This is a genomic window from Opitutia bacterium (assembly GCA_016217545.1).
In the GTDB taxonomy this organism is placed as follows: domain Bacteria; phylum Verrucomicrobiota; class Verrucomicrobiia; order Opitutales; family Opitutaceae; genus Didemnitutus.
Window position 1 is genome coordinate 546,689 of record JACRHT010000016.1, and the last position, 19,519, is coordinate 566,207.

Annotated in this window: 13 protein-coding genes; 3 read left to right on the top strand and 10 right to left on the bottom strand. The window is 63.3% G+C overall.

Annotated features, from left to right (window positions below; all coding sequences use genetic code 11):
- Positions 1–10: 10 nt before the first annotated feature.
- From HZA32_14690 to HZA32_14710, 5 genes are all read right to left on the bottom strand, one after another.
- Positions 11–787 carry a 3-ketoacyl-ACP reductase gene (locus HZA32_14690; GenBank protein MBI5425323.1) on the bottom strand — a complete coding sequence of 259 codons (777 nt, stop codon included), beginning with the start codon at positions 785–787 and terminating at the stop codon, positions 11–13.
- Positions 788–888: 101 nt separating this feature from the next.
- Complete coding sequence (locus tag HZA32_14695; protein ID MBI5425324.1) at positions 889–2,037, bottom strand: Gfo/Idh/MocA family oxidoreductase; 1,149 nt, start codon at positions 2,035–2,037, stop codon at positions 889–891.
- Positions 2,038–2,131: 94 nt separating this feature from the next.
- Complete coding sequence (locus HZA32_14700) at positions 2,132–2,965, bottom strand: sugar phosphate isomerase/epimerase (GenBank protein MBI5425325.1); 834 nt, start codon at positions 2,963–2,965, stop codon at positions 2,132–2,134.
- A 116-nt stretch (positions 2,966–3,081) separates the two neighbouring features.
- Positions 3,082–4,458 carry a glycosyl hydrolase gene (locus HZA32_14705; GenBank protein ID MBI5425326.1) on the bottom strand — a complete coding sequence of 459 codons (1,377 nt, stop codon included), beginning with the start codon at positions 4,456–4,458 and terminating at the stop codon, positions 3,082–3,084.
- A 23-nt stretch (positions 4,459–4,481) separates the two neighbouring features.
- On the bottom strand, positions 4,482–5,015 hold the full coding sequence (locus HZA32_14710) for a helix-turn-helix transcriptional regulator (protein MBI5425327.1): 534 nt from the start codon (positions 5,013–5,015) through the stop codon (positions 4,482–4,484).
- A gap of 179 nt (positions 5,016–5,194) precedes the next feature.
- Here HZA32_14710 and asnB point away from each other — a divergent pair, with 179 nt between their 5' ends.
- From asnB to HZA32_14725, 3 genes are all read left to right on the top strand, one after another.
- On the top strand, positions 5,195–7,057 hold the full coding sequence (gene asnB / locus HZA32_14715) for an asparagine synthase (glutamine-hydrolyzing) (protein MBI5425328.1): 1,863 nt from the start codon (positions 5,195–5,197) through the stop codon (positions 7,055–7,057).
- Positions 7,054–8,130, top strand: a complete 1,077-nt coding sequence (locus tag HZA32_14720) for a glycosyltransferase family 4 protein (protein ID MBI5425329.1) — start codon at positions 7,054–7,056, stop codon at positions 8,128–8,130. Before asnB ends, HZA32_14720 begins: the two co-directional genes overlap by 4 nt.
- A 316-nt stretch (positions 8,131–8,446) precedes the next feature.
- The gene (locus tag HZA32_14725; GenBank protein MBI5425330.1) at positions 8,447–11,155 is read left to right on the top strand and encodes a TonB-dependent receptor; all 2,709 of its coding nucleotides are present in this window, start codon (positions 8,447–8,449) and stop codon (positions 11,153–11,155) included.
- Between the two features lie 640 nt (positions 11,156–11,795).
- Here HZA32_14725 and HZA32_14730 read toward each other — a convergent pair.
- The 5 genes from HZA32_14730 to HZA32_14750 are packed head-to-tail and all read right to left on the bottom strand — an operon-like array spanning position 11,796 to position 19,418.
- Positions 11,796–14,258, bottom strand: a complete 2,463-nt coding sequence (locus HZA32_14730; protein MBI5425331.1) for a DUF4838 domain-containing protein — start codon at positions 14,256–14,258, stop codon at positions 11,796–11,798.
- 56 nt (positions 14,259–14,314) lie between these two features.
- Positions 14,315–15,763: an O-antigen ligase family protein gene (locus HZA32_14735; GenBank protein ID MBI5425332.1), complete on the bottom strand. Its 1,449-nt coding sequence runs from the start codon at positions 15,761–15,763 to the stop codon at positions 14,315–14,317.
- Positions 15,764–15,767: 4 nt separating this feature from the next.
- On the bottom strand, positions 15,768–17,672 hold the full coding sequence (locus HZA32_14740) for a polysaccharide biosynthesis protein (GenBank protein ID MBI5425333.1): 1,905 nt from the start codon (positions 17,670–17,672) through the stop codon (positions 15,768–15,770).
- Positions 17,659–18,279 carry a sugar transferase gene (locus HZA32_14745; GenBank protein ID MBI5425334.1) on the bottom strand — a complete coding sequence of 207 codons (621 nt, stop codon included), beginning with the start codon at positions 18,277–18,279 and terminating at the stop codon, positions 17,659–17,661. Before HZA32_14745 ends, HZA32_14740 begins: the two co-directional genes overlap by 14 nt.
- A complete protein-coding gene (locus HZA32_14750; protein MBI5425335.1) occupies positions 18,276–19,418 on the bottom strand; it encodes a DegT/DnrJ/EryC1/StrS family aminotransferase in 1,143 nt (380 codons plus the stop codon). Before HZA32_14750 ends, HZA32_14745 begins: the two co-directional genes overlap by 4 nt.
- Positions 19,419–19,519: the final 101 nt, after the last annotated feature.

Below are 19,519 nucleotides of genomic sequence, written 5' to 3' on the forward strand. Positions count from 1 at the left end.
ACGCGCAGCGTCAGAGCCGCGGAATGGTCAGGCCGCCGTCGACGAGGATAACCTGCCCGGTGGAATATGGAAAATCGCCGCGCGCGAGCGCGGCCACGGCGCGGCCGACGTCGTCCGGGAAGCCCCAGCGCGGCTGCACGAACGCGCCGCCGGCGATGAGCTTGTCGTATTTCTCGGTTACGGCCGCGGTCATGTCGGTTTTGATCACGCCCGGGCGGATCTCGTAGGACGGGATGCCGTCGGCGCCGAGGCGCGCGGCGAACAGCTCGTTGAGCATCGCGAGGCCGGCCTTGGCGATGCAGTATTCGCCGCGGTTGATGCTCGCCATCGTCGCGGAGACGGAGCTGACGGTGACAATCGCGGCGCTGAACGCGGCGTCGGCTTTCTTCGCGGCCACCATGTCGCGCGCGATCGCCTGCGTGAGGAAGAACACGCCGCGGAGGTTGGTGTTCATCACGTAGTCGTAGCTTTCCTCGGAGGTCTCGAGGAGGTCGGCGCGGACCTTGGGCGCGACGCCGGCGTTGTTGACGAGGAGATTCAGCGCGCGGCCGCCAGTGAACTCGCGGCAGACGGCGAGGATGGCCGCGCGGCCATCGGCGGAACCGACGTCGCCGCGCGCGTAAGTGACGCGCACGCCGTGTTTCGCGAGCACAGCGAGCGGCTCGGTAACTTGGTCTTCGGGGCGCATGCCATTGATGACGAGGTCCCATTTTTCGGCCGCGAGTTTTTCGGCGATGCCGAAGCCGATGCCGCGCGAGCCGCCGGTGACGAGAGCGATTTTTTTCATAGCGATCAGCTGTCAGCGGTCAGCTTTCAGCTTTGGACAATGGAAGATCACAGTTGGGTTGGCTGACAGCTGAGAGCTGAAAGCTGATTGCTGCCGCGCGCTCACTTGAGCGCCGGCACGTCGACCCACTTGCGCTCAGCCCAGGACTTGAGGGCGAGCTCGGCGAGTTGGACGCCCTTGGCGCCTTCGAAGAGATTCCACTGGAACGGCGAGCCGGTGACGACGTGCTTGAGGAAGAGCTCCCACTCGACCTTGAACGCGTTGTCGTAGACGCCTTGGTCGGGCACACGCACCCAGCCGTCGCGATACTTGATCGGGCTGTCGATGTCGGGATTCCAGACGCAGCGCGGCGTAGCGGCGATGGATTGGGCTTTGCAATCGCGCAGGCCGGCGACGGCGGTGCCGTGCGTGCCGTCGACGTGGAGCGTGAGCAGGTCGTCGCGATCGACGCGGGTCGTCCACGAAGAGTTGAAGTGGCAAATGACGCCGTTGGTGAGTTCGAAGGTGGCGTAGGCGGCGTCGTCAGCCGTGCACTTGTAGGGTTTGCCTGCCTCGTCCCAGCGCTGCGGGATGTGGGTGGCGCCGAGGCAGGTGAGGCTCTTGATGTCGCCGAAGAGATTCTGGATCACATACTGCCAGTGGCAGACCATATCGACGATGATGCCGCCGTCGTCTTCCTTGCGGTAATTCCACGACGGGCGCTGGAGTTTCTCATGCTCGCCGGTGAAGACCCAGTAACCGAACTCGCCGCGCACGGAGAGGATTTTGCCGAAGAAGCCCTGGTCCATGAGCCACTTCAATTTCACGAGGCCGGGCAGCCAGAGTTTGTCCTGCACGACGCCGTTCTTGAGGCCGGCGGCGGTGACTTCCTTGGCGAGTGCGAGCGCTTCGGCGGACGTGGTGGCGGTGGGCTTTTCGCAGTAGATGTGTTTCTTCGCGGCGATGGCCTTGCGAACGCCGATGGGGCGCTGGCCGGTGAGCGTGGCGTCGAAGTAGATCTGGTTCGCGGGGTTCGCGAGCTCAGCGTCGAGGTTGGTGGAGATGCGTTTCACGCCGGTGCGGGCGGCGAGCGCCTGGAGTTTCTCCGCGCTGCGACCGACGAGCACGGGATCGGGCACGATGACTTCGGAGTCGGATAGCTTCACGCCGCCCTGATCGATGATCGCCTTGATGGAGCGGATGAGGTGCTGGTTGGTGCCCATGCGTCCGGTGACGCCGTTCATGATGATGCCGAGGGTGTGGACTTTCATAAAGTTGAGAGCTGAGGGTTGAGAGTTGAGAGAAGTGGGCGCCGGAATCTTGAAACTTGTCACTTGTGTCTTGTCCCTTGCGCGCGAAGTGCGCTCAGACGTGGTCGCGGTGGGCTTGGACGATTTTCTTGAGGTAGTCGTCCTGATCGGTGGCCCAGAGGCGCGTGGAGAAGACTTCGACTTCGTTGAAGCCGCGGTAGCCGGTCGCCTCGACCCACGCGCGGATTTGGCGGAGCGGGATGCAGCCTTCGCCCATGAGGCCGCGGTCGTTGAGCATGTCCACGGTCGGCGTGCGCCAATCGCAGACGTGATACGCGAAGAGCGCGCCGAGTTTGCCGCAGCGGGCTATCTCGCGCTCGAGCGCCGGGTCCCACCAGAGATGGTAAACGTCGACCGCGACGCCGACGTAGGGCGAGCGGAGTTGCTCCACCATGTCGTTGGCCTGGCCGAGCGTGTTCACGGCGGAACGGTCGCCGGCATACATCGGGTGCAGCGGCTCGATGGCAAGCTTCACGCCGGCGGCCTGACACTCGGGCAGGAGCGCGGCGATGCCGTCGGTGATTTGCTTGCGCGACTCGACGAGCGATTGGCCGGGCGTGGCGCCGCAGACGAGCACGATGAGCGGCGCGCCGAGCGCGTGCGCCTCGGCGATGGCGCGGCGGTTTTCGTCGAGGGCCTTGGCGCGGTCGGCGGCGGTGAGTGCGGGGAAAAAGCCACCGCGGCAGAGCGAGACGATGCTGAGATCGTGATCGCGCAGCATTTTTCCGGTGGCAGCGATGTCGCGTCCGGCGAGCGTGTCGCGCCAGACCGTGATGCCTTTCACGCCAGCGGCGGAGAACTTCGCGGCGGCGGTCTCGATCGGCCACGGTTTGGTGGTGATCGTGTGGATGCAGAGACGGGAGAAATCGGGAAGCGGAGCGGCGTTCATCTCGAGCAGGATTTGGTCACAGAGGCGGAAGAGGTGGCACAGAGGTCACGGAGAACTGTTTCGTAATGCTCTGTGCGCTCTGTGGTTCTCCGCCTCTCCTCTGTGTCGAAGTTCGATCACTTCAGGCAGCCGAAGAAGGTGTAGTAGGGCTTCGCTTCGATCACGCGCTGGAGGTAGAGAGCAGCTTCGCGGAGGTGGTAGTCGCCCCACTGGCAGGCTTCGCCGCACGGCACCTTCTTGCCCGGCGGGATGTAGTCCCAGCCGTTCGGGCGGTGATAGACGGTGTGGACGAGCAGACCTTGGTGGTCGGGCGCGGTGGCGAGATAGGCGTCGCTGAGGAGCGTGCGCATCGTCGTGAGACCGGCCTGCCAGTAGGTTTTGCCGTCGCCGGTTTCGCCGAGGTAGCGACCGAGGCGGAGCAGGCCTTGCGCGCCGATCGCGGCGGCGGAGGAGTCGACGGGCTCGAAGTCATTGAACGGCTCGGCCGGGCGCGAACGCCAGTCGCCGAGGCGGTGCAGGTGCGGCGCGCCGCCATCCCAATACGGGATGCCGTCGCTGGCGGTGTTGGCGATGAACCAGTCGCAGGTCGCGCGCGCGCCTTTGAGGAGGACCGCTTCCCATTTCGCGCGGCCGCCGAGCGGCGCGAGTTCGGCGTCGCTGAGCGTTTTCAGGAATTCGAGCTCTTCGGCGAAACCCACCATCGCCCACGCGAGACCGCGCGTCCACGTCGTGAAACCGGAGAAACCTTGCTGCGAATTCGGGCAGCGGAAGCGGCCGTCGTTGCGGTTGAAGACAGCTTCGTGCGTCGTGCGGCCGCGCTCGGCCGGGACGTCGTAGCTGTCGCGTCCTTCGCCGTAGTAGATGGAGAACTTCGCGGTGGCGTCGATGTGCTGCAGGCCGCGGTCGAGCAGCGAGTGCGCGGCGTCGTTTTCGCCCATGAGGCGGTGACCGAGGCGATGCGCGACCATGAGGATGCGGACGGAGCGGATCGTATCGACGAAGAGCGAGTGCGGGCCGTTGAACGAGTAGATGTAACCGCCGCCGCCGTGGATCGTGGACCAGCGCGCGGCTTGGACGGCGCCGGAGGTTTTCAGCGCGAGCTCGCAGAAATCGATGTGCGAGGCAGGGAGCTTGCCCTCGTGTTGGAGGCGCAGCCAGTTGCCGAAAGTCGAGAGATTGTTGAAGCCGTGGTCGTGCACGCCGACGTGCGAGACGTGCGAGGCCATGCGCTCGACGGTGAGTTTCTGCGCGGCGTCGGCGAAGTGTTTTTCGCCGGTCGCATCGAACTGAAGGAAGCCGGAGCCGTAGTTGAAACCCTCGGTCCACTCGGTCCAGCCGCGCGCGGTGTATTTGCCAGCGACCGTGAAGACGGGTGAGCCCTTCGCGGGATCGTAGCTGCGGAAAATGGAATCGATCTTCGCGCCGGAGAGTTGCCAGAAGCGCGTCAGCGCCGAGGCGAGCGCAGCGGGTTGGAGGGTGGAGTCGATTTGCATCGGATGGAATGCGGGAGCGCGGCTCAGTAGCGTTTGTCTTTGCGGAGGTGGAGAATAACGAACTGCGAGTCGGCGAGCGCCTCGTAGGTGTGTTGCTGGATCGCGTCGAATTGGATGCTCTCGCCTGCCTCGATCACGCACGTCTCGTGCGGCAGCATGAGGCGCAGCTTGCCCTCGGTGACCCAACACACCTCGGTGTCGTCGTGATGGATCTCGGGCCGCGAGACCTTCGCGCCCTTCGGCGCGGTGCCAAGAAGGCCGACGACGTTCGCGTATTTGATCTGCCGGAATTTGAACTCGCCCGAACGGTAGGTTTTCTCGGCCGTGCGATGGGCCAGTTGCGACTCGGCCATCGCAAGGAGGTCCGTCGCACTCAGCCCGAACGCGCGCGCCAAACGGAAGAGCGTCTCCAGTTCGGCGGATTGCTGATTGCGCTCGAGTTTCGAGATCACCGCCACCGAGACACCGGAGGCTTCCGAGAGCTGGGCCAGCGTGAGCTCGCGCTGCTCGCGCAGCGTGCGCAACACGGAAAAGTCGAATTGGGGCGCATCCGGCATGATTTCGCTGACGACAAATGGAGGCCTGTTTTTGTCTGTCAACGAAAACAACAAAACCAGGCCATCTCCATGCAATGCGCGAGGCGGCATCGCTCCGACGCAGGATTGGCTTGTCCCCTCCCCGCGCTCTGGTCTGCTCGGCGGGAATGTGCGGCATAGCCGGAGTCCTCAGCCCTGTATTGGACCCCGGGCGGCGTGAGGACGCCGTCCGACGCATGGTCGCGCGCCAACGCCTCCGCGGCCCCGACGACGACGGCCTGGCCTCGGACGGCCCCGCCACGATCGGCATGTGCCGGCTCGCGATCTTCGATCCCGCGCACGGCCACCAGCCGATGGTGAGCGCCGACGGGCGGTTCAGCCTGGTTTTCAACGGCGCGATCTACAACTTCCGCGAACTCCGCGAGCGTCTGGCCGGAAGCGGCGCACAATTCCACACGGAGTGCGACACCGAGGTCCTGCTCGCCGCCTACGAACGCTACGGAGACTACTGCGTGCATCACCTCCGCGGCATGTTCGCCTTCGCGGTGTGGGATCGGTTGCACCAGCGGCTTTTCGTCGCGCGCGATTCGCTCGGCATCAAGCCACTCTACTACGCGCGGCGCGCCGACGACACTTTCATCTTCGCTTCGGAGCTCAACGCGCTGCTCGCGAGCAACCTGATGGAGCGCGAGATCGACCCGGTCGCGGTGGGCGATTTCCTCGCTTGGTTCGCAGTGCCGGCGCCGCGCACGATTTATCGCGGCATCTCCAATCTTCCGCCGGGTCACTCGCTGATCGTCGACCGCGAGGGGCGTTGCCGCGTCAACAAGTGGTGGCGTTTGCCCGCCGCGCATCACGCCGCGCCGAAAGGCACGTATCAGCAGTTCGTCGGCGAATTGCGCGAGCGCCTCGACGACACGATCCGCGCGCATCGCCTCGCTGACGTGCCGGTGGGCGCGTTCCTTTCCGGCGGGTTGGATTCGACGGCAATCGTAGCCCTGATGTCGAAAACCGGCGGCGGACGACTGAAGACCTTTTCCCTCGTCTTCGACGAAGCGGACTATTCCGAGGCCGCACAGGCACGTCTGGCCGCGCGCGAGATCGGCACGGAACACCACGAAGAGGTGCTGACCGGCGATCGCATCGCCGCCGACATGCCGCGCATTCTCGATCTGTTCGATCAACCGACGGGCGACGGCATCAACACCTACTACGTGAGCCGCGCGGCGCAGGCGGGCGGCGTGAAAGTCGCGTTGTCGGGCTTGGGCGGCGATGAGCTGTTCGGCGGTTACCCCTCGTTCACAGACATGCCGCGACTGGCCAAGTTGCTGCCCGCGTGGCGGCAGCTGCCCGAGCAAGTGCGCTTGCGACTCGTCGCGCCGCTGCGCCGCCGCGGCACGTGGTCGCGCAAACTCGCGGACTTCCTCGAGAACGCGCGCGACCTGCACGAGCTGTGCGCGCTGCGCCGCCGGGTGCTCTCGGAATCCGTCCGCTTGGAACTGCTTTCGCCGGAGGCGCGCCGCCTCGCCGTGCGCCAGGGCGCGACGCACCCGATGCTCGACGACTTTGTGTTCGACCTGCTCGGCGCCGACCCGGTCCAGATCGTGAGCGCGTGGGAAATGCGCACCTACATGACCGACGTCCTGCTGCGCGACAGCGATGTGTTCTCGATGGCGAACTCGCTGGAATTGCGCGTGCCCTTCGTCGATCGCACGTTCGTCGAGTGGTGGTGGAATCAGCCGAGGGAATTTCGCTTCGACCCCAAGCGGCCGAAATCCGCGCTCGCGGACGCCGTGGCCGATTGCGTGCCGGAGGCCATCCGCACGCGACGCAAGCGCGGCTTCACCCTGCCCTACCCGATCTGGATGCGCGCCCAACTCCGGCCGTTCCTCGCGGAGACTTTCTCCGCGTCGTCGCTTGCACGCTGTCCGTGGCTGAATACCGCGACCGCGCAGCGCGAATGGGTGCAGTTCGACACGGGTCGCGACGACGCGAATTGGGGCCGCGTGTGGACGCTCGCCATCCTGATCGCATTCGCGAACCGCCCGGAGGTGCGCCCATGAAGACGCTCCTCATCTGTCCCGATCTCTTCCACGCGGAGGGCGGCATCGCTCGCATCATGCGCCAATACCTGCGCGCGCTGTGCGACCTCGCCGACCCGGGTGACTCCGTGGAGTGCGTCGCGATGATGGACTCAGGCGACACCTCCGCACGAGTGGCCACGCTGCTCGGCGGCCGGAAAGCCCGGGTCGAAAACTGCGAGCGCAGCCGGTTCGGTTTCCTGTTCGTGGTGATAGTCCGCGCTTTCTCCTGCCAACGGATCGTGTGCGGCCACCTGCACCAGCTGTTGATCGCGCGGATGGCGAAGATCCTCAATCCGCGCCTCAACTACATCCTGATCGCCCACGGCATCGAGGTGTGGCGGCCCTACACCTTGCTCGAGCGCGCCGCGCTGCGCGGAGCGCACCGGATTCTCTGCGTGAGCGAGTATACGCGACGCCAGATGCTTCGCTTCGATCCGTCGCTCGCGCCCGACAAACTCATCGTGCTGCCGAACACGTTCGACCCCGGCTTCAAGCCTGCGCTCCAAGCCGCAACGACGGATGCGGACGCCCATCCGCGCATCCTCGTCGTTTCGCGACTCTCGACCATCGATCCCTACAAGGGCGTGGATCTTATGATTGAAGCGATGCCCGCCATCGTCCGGCAATTTCCGCACGCGCAACTGCGAATCGTCGGCGGCGGCGACGCGCGCCCGCGGCTCGAGGCTCTCGCGCGTGAGCGGGACGCGGGGGCATCGATCGTTTTCCTCGGCCCGATCGACGACGCCGCACTGCGCGCCGAATACGAAGCGTGCGACCTGTTCGCGCTGCCGAGCCGCAAGGAGGGCTTCGGCCTCGTCTATCTCGAGGCCATGAGCTACGGCAAACCGTGCCTCGCCGCGCGCGCAGGCGGTGCGCCGGAGGTAGTCGACGACGACGTCGGCGCGGTCGTGGAATACGGCAACACCGAGCAGATCGCGCTCGCGGTCGCCGATTTGGTTTATCATCCGCGCAGCGCCGACGCGATCGCGGCGCGCGTGACGTTTTTCGCCTATCCGCAATTCGTGCAGCGCTTGGGATCGGCGCTGGCGTAACGTCGGGGACCGGCGGCGGCCGCGGCCCGCCTGGACCGGGTCGCGGCCCTGTGGGAGCTTAGTATCCCGCATATTCTCCGCAGTCTGGCGGTAGTTCCTGCCGAGATAGTCAGCTATCGTCCGCGCATGCCCCACCCCTGCCGATTCGGTGACCTCGGTCGCCAATCCGCATCACCTCCGCGCTGATCGCACGATTTCTCGCTCGTTTTGGATTTTTGATGGGCTCCCCCCGGCCCGCTCAACCCCAGCCCAAAAACCCGAACCACCACCACGAAACCTGGGTCGTGCCACGGTCCAAGTCAGTGGTATTCGTCATATGCAAACCACCCCGTCATTCATCCGGAGGGTAGCCGCTGCTTCCCTCCTCCTGGCCTCGCTGCTGCCTGCCTCAGCCCAGCTTGCGCCCGCCGAGCCCAAGGAGCAGTCCGCTCCCGCCGCCAAGGACGACAAGGTCGTTCAACTTCAGGAATACAAGGTCACCGGCCTGCGCGCCGCCCTAGCTTCGGCGGCTGAAATCAAGCAATCGAACCTGCAGCTCGTCGACTCGATCGTCGCGACGGACATCGACAAGCTCCCCGACATCAACGTCTCCTACGCGCTCTCCCGCATCCCCGGTGTGCAACTAGCCCACACGTTCTCGGGCCTCGGCGGCAACGGCGCCGTCACTATCCACGGCCTCAATCAAATCGTGAACACCCTCGATGGCCGCGAGGTCATCACGCCCGGCGGCATCGCCAACGGCACCGCCGGCGTCGGCACCGGCCAGCGCACGTTCGACTACTCGCAAATCCCCTCCGCGCTCATCGCCGGCATCGACGTCTACAAGACCTCCGCCGCCAACCAAATCGACGGCGGCCTCGGCGGCTTGGTCGACGTCCGCATGCGCAAGCCCTTCGACTTTGCCGAAGGCTTCGGCGCCGGCCTCACCGTCGGCACCGCTTACTCGACGCTGAAAGACGACACGGCGCAGAACTACAACATCTTCGCCAACGCCTCCCAGAAGACCGAGTTCGGCAAGATCGGCGTGCTCGTCGCCGTGAGCAACATCACCACGCCGTGGCGCGAAGACGCGATCGGCGTCGGCAATCCCACGCCCAACGCCAACGTCTCCTCCACTGCGCTGACCTCCGGCGGCTACACCAACAGCTCCGCCTACGGCGAGTTCAAGACCCAGGGCTACAACCTCGTCTTCCAGTGGCAGCCCACGAAGAACCTCTCGCTCTACGCCGGCTACAACCCGAACAAATGGCGCAACATCCAGGACACGGTCCAATTCAGCACCTCGCATCCCGTCGCCAACGTGCTCGCTGGCTCCACGACGATGTTCAGCGGCAGCACGACCGCGGTGCAGAAGGCCACGTTCGTCAACACCACGGCCACCGCCTACGGCCTGATCCGCGACCTGCAGAACAAGCTCTCGATGTATAACGCCGGCGGCAAATTCACCACCGGCGACTTCACGCTCAATTTCGACGCCGCGCGCTACACCAGCTCGAACCGCTTCTACAACAACCTCGTTTTCGCATCGGTCTCGATCCCCTCCCTAACCTACGACCTCGGCGGCGAAATCCCGTCGATTTCCGTCTCCGGCGTGAGCCTCATGGATCCGAGCGTCTACCGCCTCAACGCGGTCAACTACCGCCTCTTCCCCTCCAACACGGTCGGCAAGTCCGGCCGCGTCGACGGCGAATACAACTTCGCCAAAGGCATCTTCTCGAAACTGCTCGGCGGCTTCCGCTACGCGACGACCACGAGCGACAACCTGCCGACCGGCCTCTTCCTCGGTTCGTTCTCCATCCCGTCCTCGGCGAATCTGCTCAGCCAGTATCCCAACCTGTGGCACCCCTCCCCGATCCAGAACATGTTCTCCGGCTACAGCCAGCCGCAGATCCAGCAATTCTGGGCGTCGGACACGGCCTACATGCGCGACGCCAACGCGCTCTACAAAGCCTACAATGCCACCAACACGCCGGACACCTCCGCCACGGTGAATCCGCTCAGCCTCTACGACATCAAGGAGACGACGACCGCCTTCTACCTGATGCCGCAATTCTCGACCAAGGTCGCCGGCTACCAACTCGACGGCAACGTCGGCCTCCGCGCCGTCCAGACCAAGGAAGACCTCAAGGGCTACAAGGGCGCGACCGCTGCGACCGCCGTCCCGCTTCAGCTCGCCAGCAAGTATTGGGACTACCTCCCGAGCTTCAACGCCCGCCTGCGCCTCACCGAGAAACTCTACGCCCGCGCCGCCGTCTCGAAGACGATCACGCGCCCGACCTTCGGCTCGCTCTCGCCCTCGCTGACACTCAACGCCAATCCCGTCGACCCAAACCTCAACTCCGGTTCGCAAGGCAACCCGGACCTCAAGCCCGTTCGCGCGACAAGCTACGACCTCGGCATCGAATACTACCCGAACAAGTCCGACGTGTTCTACGCCGCCGTCTTCCAGAAGGACGTTACCGGTTTCATCGGCAGCTTTTCCGAACAGCGCACCTACGACGGCGTCAGCTACCTCATCCGCACCTCGAAGAACCTGAACCCCGCGAAGATCAAAGGCACGGAGTTCGGCTTCCAGCACTTCTTCAACTACCTGCCGGCGCCATTCGACGGCCTTGGCCTCCAAGCCAACTACACCTACGTCGACAGCTCCACGCCCACGACCGTCTCGGGCGTCGGCACGCCGGTGAACGCTCCGCTCACGAACCTCTCGAAGCGCAGCTACAACCTGATCGGCATGTATGAAAAAGGACCGTTCTCGGCCCGCGTCGCCTACAACTACCGCTCGGACTTCGTCACCGGTTTCGCCTACTTCGTGAACACCGGCCTGCTGAACCAAGTGATGATGGGCTACGCCGACCTCGACGCGTCGCTGAACTACAACATCACGAAGAACGTTCAGATCGCCGTCCAAGGCGTGAACCTCACCAACGCGCTGCGCTATCAAGCGTATGGCTCGAAACAGTTCCCCTCGAACATCTACTTGGACGGCCGCCAGCTGATGGCGAGCATCACGCTGCGCTACTGAGCGCCGCAAGATCACCGCTCCCCTCCCGACCCCGAGGCCGCAAGCCTCGGGGTCTTTTTTCTCAACCGCGGACAGGGAAGCCGCCGTCGATGGATCGCTCCTGGGACGATGGAAAAACGCACCCAGCCACCGAAGAGAAATCGCACTTGGGGTCGGTCCAAGACGGGACTGAGAAGGGCGGTGGGCGACGGCGGCCCCATCGCGCGCGAGCACACCTTCGGCCCTTCTTCGCGACCTCATTAAGCGTGCCGAGCAACGCGCCCACGTGCACCACATCAACGGTGCACTTTGAGAGGCGAACCAAGGCTTACCGCTTCTCGCTTGAGCTGTCGGTCACCACGACAGCGGCCAGAACCAAGACGAGCACCATGGCAATGCTGACGATGAGACTCGGCGTGAGCACATCGGTAGCTTTGTCATGCCGCCGGTTTCGTCAAAGGCGCACGTTGAAAAACTCTTTTAAAATACCCTACTGAAATACCCCACGCCCGTCCGGAGGTTCTCCGGGCGGCGGCGAAATGCTCCTCGCTCACTCGTCTGCGGTCCTGGGCCACATCGCCAGGGCGAAAGCCGCAACGAGGAGACAGGAAACGATCATGCTAACGGGCATGCCCGCCTATCGGCCCTCGGGCGCCGAACTTTAGCGGGAAATCAAGAAATCGATCTCCCGCAGGGATAGCCGATCGAATTCCAGCCAGTCGCCGGGCAACTGGGTGTAGACACTGGGAGACATTCCCACCCAAGCCGCCTTCGCGGGCGCGCGCACGATGATCTCGAGCGTTACGCCGTCGCGCCACTCCCCCACCGGCAACCGATCGACATGGATTCGGCCGACGCGCTCGTTCTTCCCATCCAGAAATGCCACCGAGAGCATCACGACGGAACCGGAACTTACTCGGCCTTTTGTGCGCACCGTTGCTCGATAGAGGCGGCCCGGCGTAGCCGCCACCCACTGCGAGAGGCTTTCCTGCATACACCCCACGTAACGCACACGCTTGCTGCCGTCCGCGTTCGTCAGGAGCGAAACCTCGCGCGTATCCGCCGGCTCGGTTCGTCCCTGCCAGGTCGGCCGCCCCCAGTCGGTGAAGGCAAAGGGATGACTCGCGGAAATCGTCACGTTGCGCAATTGGGGGTCGAGCAGGCACTCGCGGCCGGATGCGGCCAACTCCGCAACTGTGGGGCCCACGCCCTCGAATAACGGAGCGATGGACCGTGGCTCGATCTGCGCGAGGGCGCCTTTCGCGGCCAATGCTCCAACAATCTTGGGACGAGGATCGTTAAGCAGATAGATCTCCAAGTCAGATTGGATGGCAAGTGGCTCGCGGGCTTTGAGGGATTTGAACTGCGCGACGAGCGCCTCGCGCGCCGCAGTGTAGCGCACAAACGCGTTTTGAAGTGCGTCAACAGATGCTGCCCCCGAAAACACGAGTCGACTGACCTCTTCTCGCGCCTCGTCGTGCTCGCAGAACACTTCAGAGACCTTGAATGCCTCAGACACAAAGCGCACGCGTTCGCGGACGACGTTCGTTTCGGCGGCGGCAGCCGCGTCTTGCAGTAATCCACGCAACCGCTCGCGCACCTCTGGCGGAAAGAGGCGGCGTTGGTCCTCGTCCTTGAGATATTTGACCCAGCGCAGCGGGCGCGGCTGATTTTTCCACTGCTCATCGCAGAGTTCGTAGAAGGCCCGCATGGGGCCAGCAGCTTGCTTCCAAAAGCGCGCGTAGTATTCGTCGAGCAGCGTTTGCGGGTTCAACTTCGGGTCCCACAGGAGCTGCCCACTCAGCCAAGGTTTGGGCCCGTCGAGAGCCCAATTCGGTGTCATCTCGGCATAGTAGGCTCGAGCACCTTGCTCCCACGCATACGGGATCGGCTCCGTGACGGCCCACAACGTCGGTCGAGGAACAAAGAACGGCGCTCCGTAGAGATAGTCATAGAGGGCAATAAACTTGGGGCCCGCACGACCCCAGCGAGCGATCAACGCGCGATCCTCCTGCGCGAACGCGGGGTCGCACCACATGCTGCGATCAGCCGTGAGGTAAGGCACAACATTCGACGCCACCCGGAAAGACGGCGCATTCTCGGTCCAGTAGTAGGCGTAGGTCGAAACGAAGCGGTCGGGGTGCTCGCGCGCCACGTCGGCGGCGACCTCGTTCAGGAATCGATAGAACAGCTCCGAGTAGTTTGGGCGGCCGCGGAAATACTGCACGGGAGACACGGTGTTCAGCGTCGCCGCCGACTGATCGAAGCGGTTCGCGTCGTTAAGGCCAAACTGCACGGCCGGCAGATGGGGCGAAGCGGCAAAACGGCGATTGATCTCCCGAGCCACAAAGTCCGCGAATGCCGGCGCCAGGAGATTGGGTTGCCAGAGGCCGACCGAACGCGCCGACCATTTGACCCGGGCCCCGTTGATAACCGGCGCGAAATCCGGGTGGTCCGCCAATGCTTTTTCTGTCGTGAACTCAGCTGCCGTGTGCCCGGAGGACAGCCAATTCACCAATCGGTTCGCCCGAGTCCATGAATGCCCGTTCGGGCCTTTGTTAGCACCACCCAGGAGACGGGAACTGTAGCCGGGAATGACGACGAACTCTCGCGGCGAAAGCGTCAGCGAGCGCTGACGTCGGACCTCTGCGCCTAATTCGCCGGGCATGAACCAACGCGCGCCCACTGCATGCTCTAGAAAAGCGCTCGCGGCCGCGCAGATGTCACCGCGATGCAGACTGCGCACGACGACGCAATCGGCGTCGATCGAGAATGCGACCGGGCGCTCGATCTCAGTGCCGGCGATCGGCTTCGAAAGTCCAGCACGGCGGGTGCGGCCCACGTAAATCGCGCGTCGCGGCGACGTTTCGAGAGTGGACTCCTCGACGATTGGAAAACGACGCGCGGATGTTCCGACGCTCCGGGCGAGCGTTTCGGCAATGAGCTTCGCCGCTTCGCGTTCCTCCTCGGTGCTTCGCCGCGGCAACATGATTCCGCAGCCCGAACCGAATCGATCAAATGCGACGAAAGTCTTGGATTTCGCCGCTGTCTCGGCGGTCCGCCAAGCAGCCAGCGCTCCCACAAGAGCCAGCACAACTGCGGAGACTTGGAAGAGGTGGCGCACGTTCAGCCATGAAGCGTGCGAACGCTGTCGCTGTCCAGCACAGCGTCCGGGTCACTTCACCTAGGAGCGGCCTTGCGCTCCGGAGTCTCCAATTCCAGCCACCGCAACGCGACGACGAGCAGGGTCGCCCACGTCACCAAAACCGCCGGATTTTGAAACGGAAAATCGATCAACGCATGCAGCATCGTTTGCCCGCAGCCCAAGAAAATCATGAAAGCGATCGGGTGGCGCCACCCCGCTTGGCGGAAGAAACGAACGAGGCACCAGCCAAGACCAATTCCTATCAGCAGGACGCCGGGAGCGCCGAGTTCGATCGGGATCTCCAACCAATCGATGTGCGCGGCATCCCACCACACGCCACGCGGCACATCGGGGTGTGTGGCGAGATACGTCGGGAAAATGTAGCGGAAGCTACCTGCCCCGGTGCCCAACACCCAATGATCGGTATACATGTCCCACGCCACATTTCGCACCGCCGCGCGACTGGTCACGCTGGTCTCCCCTGCTTCGGTCAGCTTGAGGAATCTTCTCTCGATTTGGTCGAAGTCCACGTAGCGCAGAATTCCAAACAACGCGCCTGCAAAGACAATCGTCAGCGCCACTCCCACCGCACGAGGCATCGTGGAGGGCGTTGGATTCGCAGATCGCAAAACGAAATACGCCCCGACCGCACTCGCACAAAACACCGCCAAGGTAATCGCCGCCCCTCGGGAGAACGAAAATAGAACAGCAAGGAACAGCACCACCGTGAGCAGGATCCAGAGTGGCGCCGGAGACGACCGCGCCATGCGCTTTCGCGACTCAAAATGATACCACAACGCCAAGCCCAAGCTCACGGAGGCGAGCAAGCCGAGATAAGCCCCGGCATGGTTCCGGTAGACAAAGCTCGCGAAGTAACTTCCCGGCACGCTCCAGATCCAAAGGAGCTTCGGCTCGCCAACCATTCGATGGACGAAGCCCACGCTGGCCAGGAGCACGGCGTTGGCTCCGAGAATGGTCAGCAACAGTTGGAGCGAGCGTCTGCGCGTCAACCCGACCCACGCCGCGCAAATCGACAACCATACGGTCGCGTAGATGATGAAGGCCCGCCAGACATCGAAAATCTCAAACGGCGCGGTCGCACTGGACGGCAGCCATTTCACATGTGGAACCCTTTCCATCCACCATACCTTGGTGTTCGCGCGATACGCCCAAGCGGGATTAAACGCTTGGACCAAAAGGAGTGCCAGCAGACCCACGCCAACCCAAAAGGGAACGAAACGCACCAAGCGCGGCCAGGCAAGAAGCCGGAACGCGCCCGCCACTGCCAAGTCGCCGGAATAGTCGCGCGGCCATAGCGCAAGCACGAAGGCGATCAGCGCGAGCGTGGCGGCGATAGCCTGACTCCACCATCGTGTGGATCCGAAGGCCCAAGGCAGGAACAGCAACTCCACCATAAGCGCGACCAGTAGTGCCCGCTCGAGCGGGTGCAGGTCGGGCCGTTGCTTGTGCGCCGCGACGTTCACGCACTCACGCGGAATCCAGATGCGGATGATACTCCGGCACCAATTCCTTGATCACGAGTTTGACCTGATTCGCTTCCAGCGTGGTAACTTTGCGCTCGAGCGATTCGAGGCAACGCACGTGCCAATCCTCCGAAACCGGCGTCTGCACGCCGAGCCGCGTGATACGCGGATGCTGAGTCGGCAGCAGGGCCTCGGAGCTATGTTGGAGTTCTTCGAACAGTTTTTCCCCGGGCCTCAGTCCGATGAACTCGATCTCGATGTCCTCGCCGACTCTCAGTCCACTGAGTTCGACGAGCTGTTTGGCAAGGTCCACGATTTTGACCGGCTTGCCCATATCGAGAACAAATATCTCGCCCCCCGAACCAAGGTGCGCGGTCCGCAGCACCAAACCGACGGCTTCGGGAATGGTCATGAAATAACGCGTGACGTCGGGATGCGTCACGGTGATCGGTCCACCTGCCTCGATCTGTCGCTTGAAAATCGGAATCACGCTGCCGGAGGAACCGAGGACGTTGCCGAAGCGAACCGCGATGAACTTTGTCCGATTGCCGGGCCGATGCTGGACGTGCTGCAGACACATCTCCGCCAGCCGTTTCGTAGCCCCCATCACACTCGTCGGATTGATGGCCTTGTCGGTGGAGATGAAAACCATCGCCTCGACGCCCGCGGCAGAGGCGAGCTCGGCCAACAACCTGGTCCCGGTCGTGTTGTTTTTCACCGCCTCGCCGGGCTGTCGCTCCATCATGAACACATGCTTGTGCGCCGCGGCGTGAAAAACGATTTGCGGGCGAAAGCGCTCAAAAATGAACTGCATGCGCGGGATATCCAAAATATCCGCGACCAACGGCATGATCGTGTTGCGATGTCCGCGATCGTTGAGCTCGCTTTCGATCGTGAAGAGAGCGCCCTCCGCCTGTTCAACCATGAGCAGCCGTTCGGGGTGATAGGAAAGCAACTGACGGCAAAGTTCGCTGCCGATGCTGCCACCGGCACCGGTTACCAATACGACTCTGCCGGCCACCATTTTAGCCACCTCCTCCGAGCGCAGGTCGACCGACTCGCGACCAAGCAAATCGTCGACCTGAACCGGGCGGATCTTCGTGACCTGCACCCGTCCGCTGGCCAGCTCCGAAATCGACGGAATGATCTCCACGTGCAGCCCTTCGGTTCGCAGCAGCTTGTAGAGCTCCTGTAGCCGCTTGCCCGGCGCCGACGGCATCGCGATGACGCAAGCGTCGACCGCATATTCCTTCCGCAGGCGACCGATTTCCTCAGGGGCGCCCAAAACGGGAACACCGTGAATCTGGTGACCATGCTTGCGCCAATCGTCATCGAGAAAGAACGCCGGCTTCAGCCCGAGCGAGGGCCGAGCCTGCGCTTCCTGCACGAATTGGGCACCAGCGTCACCCGCACCTAACACGACGATGTGCCGAACCTTTTTCTTCTCCTCGCCTTTTCCACCCGTTCGATAGCGCTCGCGGTAGATTCGGAACCCAAGGCGCATGAAGCTCAGCGCGCCAACACTGAGGACAAAATCGATCAGAACGACACCGCGCGGCGCCGTCGCCCCGGGCGTGATCCCCATTCGGAGCAGATACGAGACGAGGTTCGCACTGGCCATCGCAGCGGCGATTCGCAGCAAATCCGGCACGCTAAAATAAGTCAGCAAGCTCCCGAACTGCCGAAAGAGAACCAGAAACAGCAACTTTACCGGGATGTTTACGACGAGGGAAAAAAGCCGCTCGTCCTGAAACGCGGCCGGCACCAGAAAATCGAACCGAAGCTCGTAGGCAAAGTAGCGGCACGCGCTCAGGAGAAACCCATAGAGCGCGAGCAACGCGATGGCCCGCAGAATGGGGTGCGTGAAGCTGCTCCACGCATACGCGCTATGCTGGTTAGCGCTTTTCATCGCTGCGAGAGGACAAATCGGGATTGAATTCCCGCATGGTAGCTTCTCCCTGCGCCGAAATTCCGCGCCGTCCGATGACCTGCCAGAATGTGAGGAAGAGGATTTTCAAATCGAGCCGGCTAGTGTGATTGTCGACATACCAGACATCCAGCGCGAACTTCTCGTCCCACGACAGCGCGTTTCGGCCGTTGATCTGAGCCCAGCCGGTCAAACCCGGCATCACTTCGTGTCGGCGTCGCTGCTCCCGAGAGTATCGAGGCAGATACTGAACGAGAAGCGGGCGCGGCCCGACCAAGCTCATCTCCCCTTTCAACACATTCCAAAGCTCGGGAAGCTCGTCCAACGAAGTTGCGCGCAGCCAGCGCCCAAACGGCGGAAGCCGATCGCCGTCAGAAAGCAAATTCCCCTCTCGGTCGCGCGCGTCCGTCATGGTGCGAAACTTCACCAGCTCAAAGACGCGCTCATCTTTCCCCGGGCGCTTCTGCCGGAAAAGCACCGGCGCCCCCAGCTTCAGGCGGACAACAACAGCCAGCAGCAGCAGCAACGGGATCCAGAGCGGCGCGGACAGCAGCACCAGGAGCAAATCAAGACACCGCTTCGCCCTCATCGCCCGTTGCTTCCGCCGAAACACTTGCGCACCGCCGCCACCACCCGCTCGAGATCCGGAGTGGTCAGGTTGGATCCGGACGGCAGACACAAACCATCGCGGAAAAGGCGCTCCGAAACGTCGCCCCCATAGCAACGCGTGCCGCCGAAGATCGGCTGCAGATGCATCGGTTTCCAAACCGGCCGTGCTTCGATGTTCTCCTCTGCGAGAGCGAGCCGCACCTTCTCACGATCAGTGCCCGCAATCTTGGAATCGATCGTGACGCACGTGAGCCAGCGCGTGCACCGGCCGAAATCCGCCTCCGGCATAAAAGCGATGCCCGGCAGGTCCGCGAACGCCTGCTGATAAAACGCGCAATTCGCGCGGCGTGCATTCACGCGGTCCTCGAGCACGCGCAATTGTCCGCGACCGATCGCCGCCAGGACATTGCTCATCCGGTAATTGAAGCCTACTTCGGAGTGCTGGTAGTGCGGCGCAGGATCGCGCGCCTGCGTCGCCCAAAACCGTGCCTTCTCGATCAGCGCGCGGTCGTTGCTCACCAACGCGCCGCCTCCGGACGTAGTGATGATCTTGTTCCCGTTGAACGAGTGAATGCCGCACAGTCCGAACGAGCCCGGTGCACGTCCCTTGTAAGTCGCCCCGAGCGCCTCGGCGGCGTCCTCGATGAGAGGGATGTCGTGAGCCGCGCAAATTGCGGCGATTGGATCGATGTCCGCGCTTTGTCCGTAGAGATGCACGAGCACGATCGCCTTCGGTCGCTTGCCTCGCTTGATTCCGTCCTCAACCGCCTCGGCGAGCCGCACAGGATCCATGTTCCAAGTGCGCTCATCAGAATCGACGAACACCGGTGTGGCGCGCTCGTAAAGAATCGGATTCACGCTCGCTGAAAACGTCAGAGTCGAACACAGCACCTCGTCCGACGGCTGCAGCTTCAGCCAACGCATCGCCAAATGCAGCGCCGCCGTCCCGGACGAAAGCGCCGCCGCGTGCTTGGTGCCCGCACGAGCTGCGATTTCGTTTTCGAACGCATCTACATGCGGTCCGAGTGGAGCGATCCAGTTCGACGCAAATGCGTCTTTGACCAGCTCCAACTCGTCGATGCCCACGTGGGGCGATGAAAGGTAAGTTCTAGGTTTCACAGGTGTGATCATGCGTTTCGCGGCGCTTCGCCCTCTGCCACGAGCGCCAAGGTCAAAAGCACTGCTTAGATCGATTCGCGTCAACTTCGCAGCTGCTCTCC

What these genes read in the sequence shown, in the direction of transcription:
- HZA32_14690 (MBI5425323.1), bottom strand. Translation starts at nt 787, where the DNA reads ATGAAAAAAATCGCTCTCGTCACCGGCGGCTCGCGCGGCATCGGCTTC.
- HZA32_14695 (MBI5425324.1), bottom strand. Translation starts at nt 2,037, where the DNA reads ATGAAAGTCCACACCCTCGGCATCATCATGAACGGCGTCACCGGACGC.
- HZA32_14700 (MBI5425325.1), bottom strand. Translation starts at nt 2,965, where the DNA reads ATGAACGCCGCTCCGCTTCCCGATTTCTCCCGTCTCTGCATCCACACG.
- HZA32_14705 (MBI5425326.1), bottom strand. Translation starts at nt 4,458, where the DNA reads ATGCAAATCGACTCCACCCTCCAACCCGCTGCGCTCGCCTCGGCGCTG.
- HZA32_14710 (MBI5425327.1), bottom strand. Translation starts at nt 5,015, where the DNA reads ATGCCGGATGCGCCCCAATTCGACTTTTCCGTGTTGCGCACGCTGCGC.
- HZA32_14720 (MBI5425329.1), top strand. Translation starts at nt 7,054, where the DNA reads ATGAAGACGCTCCTCATCTGTCCCGATCTCTTCCACGCGGAGGGCGGC.
- HZA32_14725 (MBI5425330.1), top strand. Translation starts at nt 8,447, where the DNA reads ATGCAAACCACCCCGTCATTCATCCGGAGGGTAGCCGCTGCTTCCCTC.
- HZA32_14740 (MBI5425333.1), bottom strand. Translation starts at nt 17,672, where the DNA reads ATGAAAAGCGCTAACCAGCATAGCGCGTATGCGTGGAGCAGCTTCACG.
- HZA32_14745 (MBI5425334.1), bottom strand. Translation starts at nt 18,279, where the DNA reads ATGAGGGCGAAGCGGTGTCTTGATTTGCTCCTGGTGCTGCTGTCCGCG.